Here is a 14,815-nt window from a genome sequence, read left to right as displayed (position 1 = left end):
AACGAATTTTAACACAACTTTACAAAAAATTTATATAAATTCTGACTAAAGGCCAGTATAAAAATTATAATTCCAATGATTGTCATTCCCACGCCATAGTTTTGGTATGGTGTTTCATATTTTAATACAATCTCATGAGTTCCAGACGGAACTTCCACTCCGCACATACCTTCATTGATATTATACACACCGGCATCCTCTCCATCGATCTGTGCAGTCCATCCCTTCTGATAGAACAGCGGAACACACAGCATTTTGTTCTCAGATGCATCGTTTGTTACCTGTGCCTGATATGTACTGTCAGAAAATGTCACCTCATCAACTCCGGATTCCTTCAATGCTGTATAACCACTTTCCGTAATATCGCAGGATTTTAATTCGAAATTATTTATCACTGCTGATTCAACCGGAGAACTTACATCTACACGAAGCTCTGTGATTCCCCCAGGTACAAGATGTTCCCATGTCCTGTTGTCCTCAGTGACTTTAAATGTGTAAACTTTCTCCGCAGAGAAGCCTTCATCTCCCTCTGTCTGATAATAAACAGCCATTTCTGTTTCATCAGGTGCGTCTACTGTCAGTGAAAGTCCATACAACTTGTCGTTGTCTGCAAAACAGGACGCCACGCCTGGAAATACAACATTTGGATCTGCGCCGAGATTGCTCACGGTAATGCCTTCTGATCCTTTCTCCATCGTACAGTCAGTCGCTGTATCCGCATAATCCAGCAGCGACAGGTCTGTTTGCTCCGGAAGGTCCGCCTTCTGATAAGAAGACGTCTCCTCTGCATCCGTATAATAAAAGCCAGACAAAGAAGCCAGTGTTTTGTCCAGTCCGGACATTTCTTTTACTTCTTCCTGATTCCATTCTTTATCATACAGATATCCAAATGGAAGTGCGTACTGATTCTCAAAGACTGATCTGCCACCCGCCTCTCCAACAGATGTATATATCTTCTGAGGTGCATGGTATCCGGTTCCTGTGATCAGATATTTCGTTCCCAGCAGAGAACTCCTGATATAGTCATCCATATTGAAGTCTACGAAATTACCGGACAGTGTTTCCGGTCCGTACATCTTATGATAAGCAACCAGTGACGCCGGATTGGTGCTCATATACACCGAAAGTCCATTGTAGCCCTGACTCATTCCATCGTTTTCTGATGCCGATGTATAGGATTTCTCGATACGGTATACCGAATCATCCTGCTCTTTCAGCATAGCCACAGCTTCTTTTGTCCCATCATTGTAATATTCTGTTGCCACCTGATTTCTGGTCGGAGATTCACGATACCACAGAGACGGATAATCCAAAACAAACAACTCACATATCAGAACCAGCAATACAGCAGCCGGAAAAATTCTGTACATTTTTTTTACAGAAGTTCCAACTGCAAATAATATCAGATAGACTGCCAAAAATCCTATTACTCCTGCCGTAACCTTATGGTCCGGTTTTATATTTTTAAAGCTGTACATCCATGCCAGCAATCCGCCACAGATAACAATGGCAAGTATGCTGCCGGTCAGAACTGTTTTTCTGTTCTTTTCTCTGAATACCTCCTGAAGGAAACACCCAATAACAAGTGCTTCCACAAAACATATCATAAACGTCCATCGATAGGAATGTTTCGTAAATACGAGAATACGGCTGGTAAGCGGCATGATCGTCAGGAAGACCAGAAACACCGTAAGAACCAGTGCTTTTACTCTGGTGCTTTTCTTTACGATAAAATAGCTGACTGCAAAAACGGTCAGGATACTGACCGCAAGTATCATTCCTTCATAATAATTGAGATATCCTGTATAATCTTTGTCAATTCCAAGCATATGATTTGAAAAAAATCTGGCCACGATCGTTCCCAGCGTTTTTCCTTTATATGGACTCAGTAAATGAGAAGTTCCTTTTGCAGCCAGTACCCCTGCCCTGGCACTCTCCAGAAATGTATCTGCGATCGGTACCAGTGCCACACCTCCGATCAGTACACCAAGAATTCCCATGCCGCCAAGTCCGGCCACTTTTCCAACAGTACGTTTCAGGGAATATCGCTGCATGATGCTGTAAATAAAGACATAAAATACAGCAAAAAAAGCAATCATGTACAGGAAATAATAACTGGAGATCAGCAGCATCGTTACCGTGATCACGAGCCCTGCACTTTTCCAGCGCTGTTCTCCATTCAGATAACACTGAAGAAAATACATAAAGACTGTAAACAGTGCCATACAGGTACAAAAGCCGTAATGCTGTCCCCAGAGAATCACATAACCGGAAAAGGTCCATGCGAGCGCCGCTGCCATAGTTCCGATTCCATCCTGCATCAGTTTTCTGTAAAACAGATATCCAACAAGGGAAATCGTTATCATCTTCAGATAGGCAGATGCAAGAACAGCCCAGGGAAGAAGTCTCTGCGGAGCAAGCAGGATCAGAAGATTGTAGGGAATCAGATATGCCGGATAATAGGACGACACATCCATTCCCAGTCCCGCTTGCAGCACATAACCACTTTCTCCACTCCGAAACAGAGAAGAAAAAAGTCCATACTGTGCATAATTGATCTGCATGGTATCTGCTCCTGTATCTGTAAACACATAGGCATATCCACCCAGAATAAATTTACTGTACAAAATGGCAAAAAGTCCGCTTGTGAGCAGAAACAGCCATACCAGTTCGTTTTTCCACAGTGGTTTTTTCTGTGTATCTGTCATTCCTCGTCCTCCTCCGGCTCGTCAAAATTCAGGCGTTCTTCTTCCACTACAAGCGGTCTGTCAAGAACTCTGGTATTAATGCTCAGAACGTATTCCCCAAGAAGTCCGATAAAGAACAACTGCAATGCCCCCAGGAAAAACATACCGATCACCATCGGTGCAACTCCGGCTGAAAAACGATCCCAGTACATGAGTTTGAGGACCAGATAGACCACTGCTGCTGCCAGGCTGAGTCCCCCAATGATAAAGCCCGCAAAAGTTGCCAGTCTCATCACCACTTTAGAATAAGAAGTAATTCCGATCATTGCATAATCATAAAGACTGTAGAAATTATTTTTGCTTTTTCCTGCGCGCCGCTTTGGCTGTGTATATTCAATCGCTTTATAGTCAAATCCCAGTTCAGCAATAATGCCTCGAAGATACGGCATCGGATCATGCAGATCACGCACAACATCCACAAATTTTCTGTCATACAGACCAAAGCCGGTAAACTGATCAATATGATCAATATCTGTAATCTTGTTGATCAGTCTGTAATAGCATTCACGCACCAGGTACATACCACGGCGTTCCTTACTTGCACTCTTCACTCCAATTACAATCTTTGTTCCCTTTTCCCACTCCCGGACAAATTTGGGGATCATGTCTACCGGATCCTGAAAATCTGCGCACATACGTACCACACAGTCACCATATGCCTGTTTCATTCCATACACCGGTGATCTTGCCTGCCCGAAATTTTTTGCATTAAAGATTGCCTTGATCTTTCTGTTATTTGCACATAGTCCGCGAAGAAGCGCTTTTGTATTATCTTTTGAATGGTTGTCTATAAACAGGATCTCATAATCATATTCACTGAGGTCTTTCTCCATAACCTCTATAATCGCCTGTGACAGAGGAACCACATTTGCCTCTTCGTTATAGGTGGGAATTACCACCGAAATTTTCTTTCTCATTATTTTCTGTCTCCTGTATTCTGACTTTCCAGCCAGCAAAGCGTTTCTTTTATTCCTTCTTCAAAGGTATATTCCGGTACAAATCCAGTATCCTTTGTAAGACTATCTATATCTGCACACAGATTCCGCACTGCTCCCGGCGGATATGGTCTCGCGCCGATTCCCGGTGAATCCGCTCCGGTAAGTTCCGCCATCTGCATGATATATTCCCACAGAGGATGTGCCTGCCCGCTTCCCACACAGTAAACTGCACCATCTCTGCCTTTTTCGCCGATCAGATAATATGCGCGCCCTGCATCTTTGCTGTAAAGATAATCCCATCTCTGTTCTGCAGGGGTAAACTCTGTTTTTTCACCTTTCAGCATTTTGCGCAGACCGGAAGCGATCATTGTCGTCTCTTTTTCATATATTCCATACACACTGAAAATTCTCGGCCAGATCCATTCCATTCCAAGTTCCTTACAAAGCATGAAAGAAAGCTGGTTTGCAGCGAGCTTGCTCGCACCGTAAGGCGTCGTCGGATGTACCGGACTGTCCGGTGCGATCCGCGGAACATCCATCGGTCCATATTCCGCCTGTGAACCTGCTCCGATAAATCTTTTGCATCCCATTGCATGAGCAGCACGGACAGCCTTCAGAGTATAAAAGACATTTCTGCTCTGCAGCTCTGTACTGCTGTTTCGGTTTTCCCCGGTATTTCCCCATGCAATATGAAAAAACGTATCGCATTCTCCGGTGATCTTCGCCGGAAGTTCTTCCAGTTTTTCCAGTTCACATTCTATCTGATGTATCCGTGCACTCTCCGGCAGACGTTTTGTCTTCGAAGACCCTGCACGTACAACTGCATAAACCTCAATGTCATGTCTGATACATTCTTCGATCAATGCTGTACCGATCATACTGGTTGCTCCGGTAACAACGATTCGTTTCATTGCATTTCTCCATTCGTTTCTGTAAACATATTTTCTTCCAGTTCTTCTTTGCTGAGGAAAGGATACATATCTTCCAGCGGTGCCGATACCATACTTCCATCCGGAAGTTTTTTTGCAGAGGTTTTTGGTTCTGTTTTCTGATATTTTGTCACAAACACCTCGCACACAGATGCCCCGGTTTCCTCCAGGACCTGATGAAGTGTTTCCGGAAGTTCTTCTGCAGCATGCACTGCCCGATAAGAAAATCCATATGCCGGTATGATCTTGGACAGATCCGGGAAACTCAGATCTCCACTCTCTGCTCCAACTCCCACCAGCGGTGGTTCAAAATAACTCTGTTGTGTCTGTCGGATAGAATGATAACCCTGGTTATTGATCACAAATAATTTTACCGGAAGACGGTTCTGCCATATTGTCTGTAATTCCTGCAGATTCATCTGCAGACTTCCCTCACCGGTCACACAGACTACTGGTTTTCCGGGCTGTGCGACACAGATTCCGGTCGCTGCCGGGAGACAGAATCCCATAGACGCAGTATTTGGATTTGTAATAAAACGCTGACCTTTTTTTACCCGAAATGCCTGACTTCCTGCCACTCTGGAAGTTCCCACACTGACCATCAGTGTCTGCCCCTCCTGCATTGCTTTTGACAATTCTTCATAAAAAGCATAAATATTGGTACAGCCTTCTTCTACCGTCTCATAATGTTTCGCTGTCACCACCGGATATTTCTGTTTCCATACCTGACACTGACGTATCCAGTCTCTGCCTTTAAACAACGGATTCGTTTCATCTGCTCCCCGAAGTTTTGCCGCACAGATAAGCTTGCGTATCAGATCTCCTGCGTCACCACAGACCGGAAGACTGACATGGAGACTTGGTTTTTTCAGTTCATTTTCATCAATGTCATTCAGGATCGTATAACTGCCCCTTGCCCAGTCCTGATACTGAAAACCGGTCTGTGCAAATCCCTGGCGATTCCCGATAGAAAGAAGCACATCGCTGTTCTGAAGTGCAAAATTTCCCGGACGTGTCCCGGTTCCTCCGCTTCTTCCGGCAAAATACGGATGTTCAGACTCCATGGCATCCACACTGCTCATTCCGGTAATCACCGGAACTCCCAGAATATTTACAAGTTTTTGAAAATCATCCATTGCACCTGCAAGACGTACTCCATTTCCCGGAAACAGAACCGGGCGACGGCTTTTTTCTATCTTGTCCAGAATCTGCTGAATGATATCCTGTGAAATTTCTGCCGGTTTTTCTTTCGGATTCTCCTGTGGATCATATCCTCTCAATTTTTCTGTGTCAATGACTGCCCCCTGCACATCCAGCGGGATATCAAGCCACACCGGTCCCGGTCGTCCGTTCACCGCCATATAGAGGGCTTTTTCCAGATGATACCGGATATCTTCCGGATGAATGATCATCTGTGCATATTTTGTAATTGAGGTCACAACCGGTACAATATTACATTCCTGCACTCCCATGCTTCGAAGTTTCAGCCCGGACGCTGCAACCGTAGTTGCATATCTTGCCTGTCCTGAAAAAACCAGCATGGGAATCGAATCCATCCAACCGCCGAGCACACCGGTAATGGCATTCGTTGCACCAGGACCGGTCGTCACACAGACTGCTGCCATCCGATTATCCATACGTGCATAAGCCTCTGCAGCCATGGCACATGCCTGTTCATGATGCTGATAAGTACAGTGCAGTTTCGGATGATGTCCAAAAGCATCATTCATATGCATGGCACCACCGCCTGTTACGGTAAACACATCACGGATTCCCCACTCTGCTATATGATCCGCTATATAATCCGATACTTTCTGTTTCATTATGCCTGCTTCCTTCCATTCCATTTATTTTCACAGACCATAAATTTACCGGATGCCTGAATCGGGATCTGGTCCACATAGGTGATCCGAAGCTCTGCGTCTTCACCCAGGTAATGTCGGTATGCTGCGAGAAGTTCTGTTTCGTCCAGTCTGGAACGGTCCGCATTCACCAACAGTTCATAGTCTTTTTCTCCCCACTGGATACATTTTGCCTGGTAAACAGTTCCTTCGAACTTCAGCAGTGTATTCATAAAAACGTGAATTGATAGCGGCTCACCTTTTGTGTTATACATAAGAGAACCGCGGCGTCCATAAATCTCTGTATATTTTGCATGCACCCGGCCGTTCTTGTCATAATATACACGCATTTTCCCTGTGTCACCGGTATCATAACGAACCATTGGAAACGTTTTATTATAATAATCTGTCACAACGATTCTTCCCAGTTCTCCCGGCTCCGCCGGTTCATCGGAATCCAGTTTCAGAATCTCCGGATAAAAATTATACAGGTCAACCGTATATTCCGGATCCTCATCAAGCTGGATCGCAATAAAGCCATTTTCATTATTTCCATAGGACCGTACCGGAGAAAATCCGAACAGCTCTTTTGTAAGATCATAAGTTTCCTGCGGAAGTGCTTCTCCCATGGAAAATACCATTTCAACAGACCAGCGGCTGATATCTCTTCCTGTTTTTCTGATATACTGAGTCAACGCCGTCAGTGCACTGGAATACGTAACCAGAACCTGAATCTTCTTCTTCTCAATATCACGGCAGATTTTATCCAGTGACTCATCTCCCATATTGGAAATATCCACCATGATCAGATTATTTTTAAAAGATTTCCACTTACTGATCGTATTTTTTCCTTTTATCCACGCACGAAATTCTCCACGTTTCATTCCCATACGAAAGCCATTCAGTTCCATGCAGGAGATAAAGTTCATATTTACACGGCTCATTTTATCTCCGTCACAGAGTACTGTAAACGGAGTTCCTGTAGAACCACTGGTACTGAGCCTGTAGAGATTTCCTTGTTCTCTGACACAATCCACCAGCACCTCATCATAATGTTCGATAAAGTCACCTTTTGTCATGACCGGAAAATCTTCCAGTTTCGTCCATTCCGGATGTTCTTTATAATAAGGAGAGTGCTGTTTTACATAAGAAAGAAGTGTCTGTACTCTTCTTTCCATATAATCTTCTGTTACACCCTCAACAATTTCATGTTTATTGACTTCTTTTAATTTTTTCAGTCTGCCGCCCTTTGCAGCGTCAAGAAGATTAAATACCTCTCTTCTTAAAACTTCACCTGTCTGCATTTCTGTCTCCTTTATCCTTTCCTGCTTTCACAATACCCAGAATCACTACTGCTGCAACACGGAGACTATTGGCTCCAAGTGAAGCAACAGCAAATCCCATCATTCCATATGTGCGTGCCGCAAGTACTGATGACACGAGCAAAATACAAAAATGTGTAAGCTGAATCCACAACTGCCACCGTTCATCTGTAAACGTCAGAACGAGTATAAACAAAAATGCAGAAAACAGCCCAAGAATCTGCGCAAGATTCACAACCGTTACGATCCCTTTTACTGACTCATAAAGATTTCTGTAAAACAGCCACACAAAAAGTGGTGTTCCGATCTGACAGGCCACAAAAAAAACAAGACTTACACCGCCTCCGGCAAGAACAGCCTTTCCAAACTGTGAACGCGTCAGTCGTTCTTTTCTTTTTGTAAGATAAGAGATCACGATCGTATTAATTGGCGCGATCAGAAGTACCAGCGTCTTTCCGATCAGCGAAACAACATAATACTGTGTGACCTGTTCATTACCGAGGATCTGTTTGATCACAAGGCGATCCATATTCATTGTCGTATTGGTAATAAGATACGATAACGTAAGAAAAAAGCCTCGACCGAGTGCCGTCGTAAAAAATTCGCTTCTTCTGAAAAACTGATGAAAAATATTTCCGGTAACACCGACCAAAGCCAGTGCCGCGGCTTCACCGATCAGATAGATCCACACCCATTGTCCGGTTAGGCGATATATACCAAATCCGGCAAGATATCCGATTCCGATCAAAAAATAGTAAATAAAATATCTCCGGTAGTTCAGATTCAGACGATATTCCACATCACCATAATAGCGGAATACAGTCAGCATAAACATCAGGAAAACGCCAGCTGCCATCAACGGACTTTCCAGGCTTTTGCCGGACATAAACAGTGCAACAATACTTCCGATCAGTCCAAAGCCAAGCAGAAGCCAGTCATAGTCCCCATTGGTCACATCAAAATCCCGTCTTACTACAAGACGGCTATTATTCAGAGCCTGCCCGATAGACGGACATATGATCGCAACAAGTCCTGTAATGTACAAAAGACCGCCAAGCTGTTCTGCTCCCATCATTCTGTTAAGAAGCGGAGTGATCACAATCTGGAGCACTGCATTCATAAAAAGCAGACCGCCCATCGTATACAGGGTATTTACCGCAATACCTTTTTTCTGTTCTCTGCCTTCCAAACTGTTTCCTCCTGCCATTTACCCACAGAATCCTTTATGCTGCTGATATTTTTCACATCGGTTTTCTATGTATTTTCTTTTTCCGGAAGCAAGCACCGGAATCTCATCAACGATTTCCACTTTAATGCGGGCTTCCTCTCCCAGATACGGTCGAATACGACGCAGGATTTCCTCCCGATCCATTGCTTCCGGATCACCATTCAGCCAGATCGTATAATCTCTGACATCTTCCTGAATAAATCGATACTGCTTTACTCCCTGAATGTCCCACAGATTATTGGTAATAATATACGGCGTGACCGCTTTGCCTTCACAGTCATAGATCAGGTCGCTCCGTCGTCCGTAAAGTTCTGAAAGATAAAGTTTAAAACGACCGTTTTTTTCTTTCCGGGCCGCAACTGCCGTGTCTCCATTGTCATAACGCAGGATCGGAAATGCATAGTTAAAAAGATCTGTGATCACGATTCTTCCCAGTTCTCCAGGTTCTGCCGGTTCATCAGAATCCATCTTCAGGATCTCATAATAATAGGTTTCTGTATCAATATGATACCCTTCATCTTCCCTGTTCTGAAGGCCCATGATTCCGTTTTCTTCATTGGAATACCATGCCCGCACCGGACAGTTGAACTGTTTTTCCAGAGTTCTTCTTACCGGTTCCGGCATTGTCTCCGAAATCGGAATAATTGCTTTCACTACACATCTGCTGCAGTCTCTTCCTGTTTTTCTGATATATTCACTCAGTTCTCCAAGGGCAGAAGAATATCCTACCAGACATTTGACTTTTTTCTTCTCGATCACATGAAACATTTCTTCCAGAGCTTTTTCATCCATTCTGGAACTGTCCATCATGATCAGATTTTCCTGCAGAAGCTGAAATTTGCTTTTGCGTACATTATTTACCCATACCCGGATAAATGCTTCCTTCATTCCAATATAATATCCGGCTGCCGCTCCGAGAAAAATCCCACCCGCTGTATTATGACGGATCTTGTCACGATTCTGGATCATTCTGAGTGGAGTTCCTGTCGATCCACTGGTACACATTACCCGGTTATCTGGTGCATCTTTATATGTGGAAGATACAAAACGGTCATACTGCTGTCGGAAGGTATCTTTATTTACCACCGGAAGATCCTCAAGAGAACAGGTTTCCGGATAATCTTTATAAAAATCAGTAGTCTTAACTGCATGCGCGATCAGATTCTGGATTCTCTTCTCTGTCTCCTCAACAGAGCTGCCTTCTTTCCAGGCATAACGAATCTGGTCATAATATTCTCTGGTCTTTCCACCTTTCATTTTGTCCAGCATCCAGAACCCCATCCAGCGAAGTCTTTCATCTAAAATCATTATTTTCCATCCTGCTTTCTGCTGTAAATCAGTTTAATGCATCCTTGATCGCATCTGCCATCGCCTGCAGCATTTCATCTGTCATTCCCGGATATACACCGATCCAGAAGGTGTCTTTCATAATACGGTCCGTATTTTCCAGACTTCCCGCAATACGATATCCTTTTCCGGAAACACGCATCTGATCAAAGCATGGATGTTTTGTCAGATTACCGGCAAACAGCATACGTGTCTGTACACCTCTGGATTCAATCTCCTGTACCAGTTTGTTTCTGTCTACGCCTTCCTTGCATGTGATCAGGAATCCAAACCAGCTCGGTTTTGAATTTGCACATGCCTCCGGAAGGATCAGTTTATCCTCTGTACCTTTCAGTGCTTCTTTCAGATAATTAAAGTTGTGGATTCTTCTTTCCACAAAAGACGGGAATTTTCTGAGCTGCGCACATCCGACAGCAGCCTGCATATCTGTTGCCTTGAGGTTATATCCAAAATGAGAGTATACATATTTGTGATCATACCCAACCGGAAGTTCTCCATACTGACGGTCAAAACGATGTCCGCAGAGATTATCCTGTCCCGGTGCACAAATACAGTCTCTTCCCCAGTCTCTGAACGAACGTGCGATTCTGTTCAGGAGCGGATCATCTGTATAAACAGCACCGCCTTCTCCCATTGTCATATGATGCGGTGGATAAAAACTGGAAGTTCCGATATCTCCGATCGTTCCGGTCAGTTTCTCTTCCCCGTTGATCGTATAAACAGATCCAAGTGCATCACAGTTATCTTCGATCAGCCACAGATTATGATTATCACAGAATTCTCTAACTGCTTTCAGGTCAAATGGGTTTCCAAGTGTATGAGCAAGCATGACCGCTTTTGTCTTCGGAGACCATGCGGCTTCCAGAAGAGATGGATCAATATTGTACTGTGGAATCGTTACATCAACAAATACCGGTACCGCACCGTACTGGATCATCGGAGAAACTGTAGTCGGAAATCCGGCCGCAACGGTGATCACTTCATCCCCCGGAAGAATCTGTCGTTCTTTCAGAAGCGGAGATGTAAGTGTCATAAATGCGAGCAGATTTGCAGAGGAACCGGAATTTACCAGGGAACAGTAACGAACACCGAGATATTTTGCAAATGCATGTTCAAACTCATCTGTATAACGTCCTGCAGTAAGCCAGAATTCAAGGGAACTGTCCACAAGATTTACCATTTCTTCTGCATCATAAACCCTGGACGCATACGGAATACGGTCACCTTTCTGATATGGTTTCTTTTTGTTATGGTATTTTTCACAATAATTTCTTGTCATTTCCAGAATCTGCTCTCTGGCCTGCTGTTCTGTCATTTCTTCAAACATAATAGTCTCCTTCTGTATTTTATTTTTTTATATAGTACAGAAACTTTTCCCCATAAAAAGGAATCGTCTCTTTTAGTTCATAATGATCCATGAACCACCGATATGTTTCCGGATCATTCCGTTTCCAGATATTCATGGATGATTTTCCGGTAAATGCCCCTGGCACTTCCGCATGTTCCAGCTGGTCTTTCAGCTCTTTCAAACTGTCCGGGCGAACGAGCATATCACTGAAATCCATTGTAAAACATTCTGTCCGCCGATGAAGCATGCTGCAGATTTCGGGAACATTGATACCAAATGACGGTGTATTCTCAGGAACAACTGCTGCGATCTGCTCTGCGAAATCCTCAAATTCCTGCACATTATGATAATTTTCTTTAATCTTGCTGTTCTGTGCAAACTGAAGAACCGTTCCGGTAGCCATTGCAAGAACCGCAACTATACAGATCAGCCCTACACCACTGACGGTCACATGTCTGAGCGAAAGGCTGTCAAATCTTTTCCATTCTTCATTTTTGATAAATTCGATTCCCCTCTGTCCCCAGTATGCAGCCATGATTGCAGCCGGCATGGTAATACAGTCCAGATTGTGATATGCCGGGCGGTTAATATAATACACCAGACATCCCAGTGATCCAACACTCAGAAGAAACAAAAATTCTTTTTGCCAGCAATGCCTCTCTTTTCCACTGAACCAGCCGGTCATTCCCAGAGCCGTTCCGGTCAGAAACAGTGTGATCACTGCCATATATGCATTGGGTTCTGTAGGCATATCCAGATGAAGAACTCCCGTCATATAACTGCCTGACAGCAATGGGATCAGAAAGTCATCAAACGAATTTGCCGGACTGTGTTTCAGGATATTATAGAGATTTACTGTTCCATACGCTCCAAACACCGCCCCGGCCATTCCGGCAAACTGTGCAAAGCTTAACCACAATAGTCTACGGATCTTTATTTTTCCCACAGACAGAAAACGTGAAATAAGCATTCCTGCCCACGCCACAGTAAGAATCAGTCCGGTCTCTGTATTCCAGAGGATTGCCAGCAGACAGATCAGATACCCACCCACTGCCGTCCAGAAATTGCACAGCTCTTTTTTGAGGATCCATGCTCCATACAGAAACAGCAGCATCGGAAAAATTACCCGATGCGGCCAAACCTGCCAGTAAAAGCCACCTCGCATACCAAGTACAGGAAATGTAACTGCCAAAGCACCAAGTACCCTCAACACACGGCTTTTGACTAGCAGTTCCAGGATAAGAAATGCACAAATATGTGCAAAGGCTCCAATTCCGGCAACCATGGCAACAAAGGCTTTGAAATCACCATGAACAAGTTCCATTGGAATCTTAAAGAAAAGTCCGTAATGTCCATAAATACTCGTAACATTATGCGTATATGGCATTCCCTGATAAATATTGTAGACAGAATTGAAATATGCGTGCCCATGGTAAGCATCGCTCAGTTCTCCTCTTCCAAAAATATTCGGTGTGTACATACTGTAAAAAACGAGGAGCACCAACGCTGCATATACCAGCCGGATAATCCACTCACCGTCTTTTTCCGGAAAGCAGACATTTTGACATGCCCAGAAAAAGATTGCAAGTTCTGCCAAAAACAAAAATGCTGCGATCACTGCCGGCTGTGTGTGCCATCCGTATTTCGCCGCCACAGATCCAAGCTGTTCCGTCTCTCCTGAGATACAAAGCAGCCAGAACGGAATCTGTATAAACAGCATCAGCCAAAATACTGTTTTTCTGGCTTTGACATTCTCCGGAAAAGTTTTTCCCGCAACTTCATGCCTGTGTGCGATTCCCATTCCAACTACAAAGAGCAGACAAAACAGGATCAGAGACATTCCATATACAAGCATGTTACTGTTTCCCAGACTGTTGATTTTTTCTGCCAGTCCCGGAATCATAAAACAGCTCATAAAAAAGCATGCCGATAAAACCCACGCTGCAAAAGCGCAGATAACCTCTCTATTCTTTTTCATATTTTCTTTTCTTCTATCCTTTTATACTTTTTATATTCCAAAATATTCTTTGATCTGACAGTCCGTATATTCTGCCATATTCTGACCGGCAAGCCATGCCTGATACCATTTTGCAGTGTTGACTACTGCTTCATCCACCTGCCAGCGAGGTTTCCAGCCCAGCCGGTTTCGAATACGGGAACAATCCAGTTTGAGGAAATTTGCCTCATGAGGACCTCCCTGACAGAGATTTTCCCATGCTGCCCCATTTCCCCATGCTGTGCAGAACAGGTCTGCAAGTTCCCCGGTGGTCAGACAGCTTCTGTCATCTGGTCCTACATTATAAGATCCTGCCTTCCGGCTGTCCTGATACTGTTCTTCCGCGATCAGAAGATACGCGCCCAATGGTTCCAGTACATGCTGATATGGTCTGGTAGAATGTGGATTCCGAACTGCAATCTTTTTTCCACCGGAAACAGCACGCACACAGTCCGGAATGATACGGTCTGCTGCAAAATCACCGCCTCCGATCACATTACCGGCACGCGCAGTTGATACTGCAATATCCATGTCTTTCAAGAAAGATTTCTCATAACTGTGTGTTACAAGTTCTGAGCAGGATTTGCTATTGGAATACGGATCGTAGCCATCCAGTTCATCCGTTTCGCGATACCCCCATTCCCATTCATTATTCTTATAAACTTTATCTGTTGTTACATTCAAAAAAGAGCGGACGCTTCCACACTGCCTTACTGCTTCCAGTACATTGACCGTCCCCATAACATTTGTCTCATAAGTATTTACCGGATTTTTGTAAGATTCCCTTACGATCGGCTGTGCCGCCAGATGAAAGACAATCTCCGGCTGTGTTTCTTTAAACACCTGTATCATATGCTCCAGATCACGAATGTCTCCGATCACAGAATGGATCTGACTTTCCAGATCTGTCAGCGTGAATATTGATGGATCTGTCGGTGGCTTCTGAGAATATCCGGTCACTTCCGCTCCCAACTCCTGAAGTATCCTGCAGAGCCATGTCCCCTTAAATCCGGTATGTCCTGTCACCAGAACTTTCTTCCCTTTATAAAAATTTAGATTGAATTCATTCATATCGACCGCTTAAACTCCTGTAAAATACTTTATAGATTTTTCCAAAAT

At 44.0% G+C, this 14,815-nt stretch carries 10 protein-coding genes; all 10 read right to left on the bottom strand.

Features of this window, described 5'->3' with window-relative positions:
• Nucleotides 1-8 precede the first annotated feature (8 nt).
• The 10 genes from NQ503_RS01975 to rfbG are packed head-to-tail and all read right to left on the bottom strand — an operon-like array spanning nucleotide 9 to nucleotide 14,767.
• Entirely contained in the window at nucleotides 9-2,708 is a 2,700-nt protein-coding gene (locus NQ503_RS01975; RefSeq protein ID WP_005425824.1) for a YfhO family protein, read from the bottom strand.
• Nucleotides 2,705-3,664, bottom strand: a complete 960-nt coding sequence (locus NQ503_RS01970; protein WP_005425822.1) for a glycosyltransferase family 2 protein — start codon at nucleotides 3,662-3,664, stop codon at nucleotides 2,705-2,707. Before NQ503_RS01970 ends, NQ503_RS01975 begins: the two co-directional genes overlap by 4 nt.
• Nucleotides 3,664-4,596 carry an NAD-dependent epimerase/dehydratase family protein gene (locus tag NQ503_RS01965; protein ID WP_005425819.1) on the bottom strand — a complete coding sequence of 311 codons (933 nt, stop codon included), beginning with the start codon at nucleotides 4,594-4,596 and terminating at the stop codon, nucleotides 3,664-3,666. The genes NQ503_RS01970 and NQ503_RS01965 overlap by 1 nt, the downstream gene beginning before the upstream one ends.
• A complete protein-coding gene (locus NQ503_RS01960) occupies nucleotides 4,593-6,437 on the bottom strand; it encodes a thiamine pyrophosphate-binding protein (protein ID WP_044925815.1) in 1,845 nt (614 codons plus the stop codon). The genes NQ503_RS01965 and NQ503_RS01960 overlap by 4 nt, the downstream gene beginning before the upstream one ends.
• Nucleotides 6,437-7,759, bottom strand: a complete 1,323-nt coding sequence (locus tag NQ503_RS01955) for a phenylacetate--CoA ligase family protein (protein ID WP_005425817.1) — start codon at nucleotides 7,757-7,759, stop codon at nucleotides 6,437-6,439. The genes NQ503_RS01960 and NQ503_RS01955 overlap by 1 nt, the downstream gene beginning before the upstream one ends.
• On the bottom strand, nucleotides 7,746-8,966 hold the full coding sequence (locus NQ503_RS01950) for a lipopolysaccharide biosynthesis protein (RefSeq protein WP_118044733.1): 1,221 nt from the start codon (nucleotides 8,964-8,966) through the stop codon (nucleotides 7,746-7,748). The genes NQ503_RS01955 and NQ503_RS01950 overlap by 14 nt, the downstream gene beginning before the upstream one ends.
• 18 nt (nucleotides 8,967-8,984) lie before the next feature.
• Nucleotides 8,985-10,313 carry a phenylacetate--CoA ligase family protein gene (locus NQ503_RS01945; protein ID WP_005425815.1) on the bottom strand — a complete coding sequence of 443 codons (1,329 nt, stop codon included), beginning with the start codon at nucleotides 10,311-10,313 and terminating at the stop codon, nucleotides 8,985-8,987.
• A 28-nt stretch (nucleotides 10,314-10,341) separates the two neighbouring features.
• On the bottom strand, nucleotides 10,342-11,679 hold the full coding sequence (gene rfbH / locus NQ503_RS01940; RefSeq protein WP_005425814.1) for a lipopolysaccharide biosynthesis protein RfbH: 1,338 nt from the start codon (nucleotides 11,677-11,679) through the stop codon (nucleotides 10,342-10,344).
• A gap of 19 nt (nucleotides 11,680-11,698) precedes the next feature.
• On the bottom strand, nucleotides 11,699-13,678 hold the full coding sequence (locus tag NQ503_RS01935; protein ID WP_055066102.1) for a hypothetical protein: 1,980 nt from the start codon (nucleotides 13,676-13,678) through the stop codon (nucleotides 11,699-11,701).
• A 30-nt stretch (nucleotides 13,679-13,708) separates the two neighbouring features.
• Nucleotides 13,709-14,767, bottom strand: a complete 1,059-nt coding sequence (rfbG, locus tag NQ503_RS01930; RefSeq protein ID WP_005425808.1) for a CDP-glucose 4,6-dehydratase — start codon at nucleotides 14,765-14,767, stop codon at nucleotides 13,709-13,711.
• Nucleotides 14,768-14,815 lie beyond the last annotated feature (48 nt).

The organism is Blautia obeum ATCC 29174 (assembly GCF_025147765.1).
Taxonomy (GTDB): Bacteria; Bacillota; Clostridia; order Lachnospirales; family Lachnospiraceae; genus Blautia_A; species Blautia_A obeum.
This window is presented reverse-complemented; position numbering and strand designations above follow the sequence as displayed.

What these genes read in the sequence shown, in the direction of transcription:
- NQ503_RS01975 (WP_005425824.1), bottom strand. Translation starts at nt 2,708, where the DNA reads ATGACAGATACACAGAAAAAACCACTGTGGAAAAACGAACTGGTATGG.
- NQ503_RS01970 (WP_005425822.1), bottom strand. Translation starts at nt 3,664, where the DNA reads ATGAGAAAGAAAATTTCGGTGGTAATTCCCACCTATAACGAAGAGGCA.
- NQ503_RS01965 (WP_005425819.1), bottom strand. Translation starts at nt 4,596, where the DNA reads ATGAAACGAATCGTTGTTACCGGAGCAACCAGTATGATCGGTACAGCA.
- NQ503_RS01960 (WP_044925815.1), bottom strand. Translation starts at nt 6,437, where the DNA reads ATGAAACAGAAAGTATCGGATTATATAGCGGATCATATAGCAGAGTGG.
- NQ503_RS01955 (WP_005425817.1), bottom strand. Translation starts at nt 7,759, where the DNA reads ATGCAGACAGGTGAAGTTTTAAGAAGAGAGGTATTTAATCTTCTTGAC.
- NQ503_RS01945 (WP_005425815.1), bottom strand. Translation starts at nt 10,313, where the DNA reads ATGATTTTAGATGAAAGACTTCGCTGGATGGGGTTCTGGATGCTGGAC.
- rfbH (WP_005425814.1), bottom strand. Translation starts at nt 11,679, where the DNA reads ATGTTTGAAGAAATGACAGAACAGCAGGCCAGAGAGCAGATTCTGGAA.
- NQ503_RS01935 (WP_055066102.1), bottom strand. Translation starts at nt 13,678, where the DNA reads ATGAAAAAGAATAGAGAGGTTATCTGCGCTTTTGCAGCGTGGGTTTTA.
- rfbG (WP_005425808.1), bottom strand. Translation starts at nt 14,767, where the DNA reads ATGAATGAATTCAATCTAAATTTTTATAAAGGGAAGAAAGTTCTGGTG.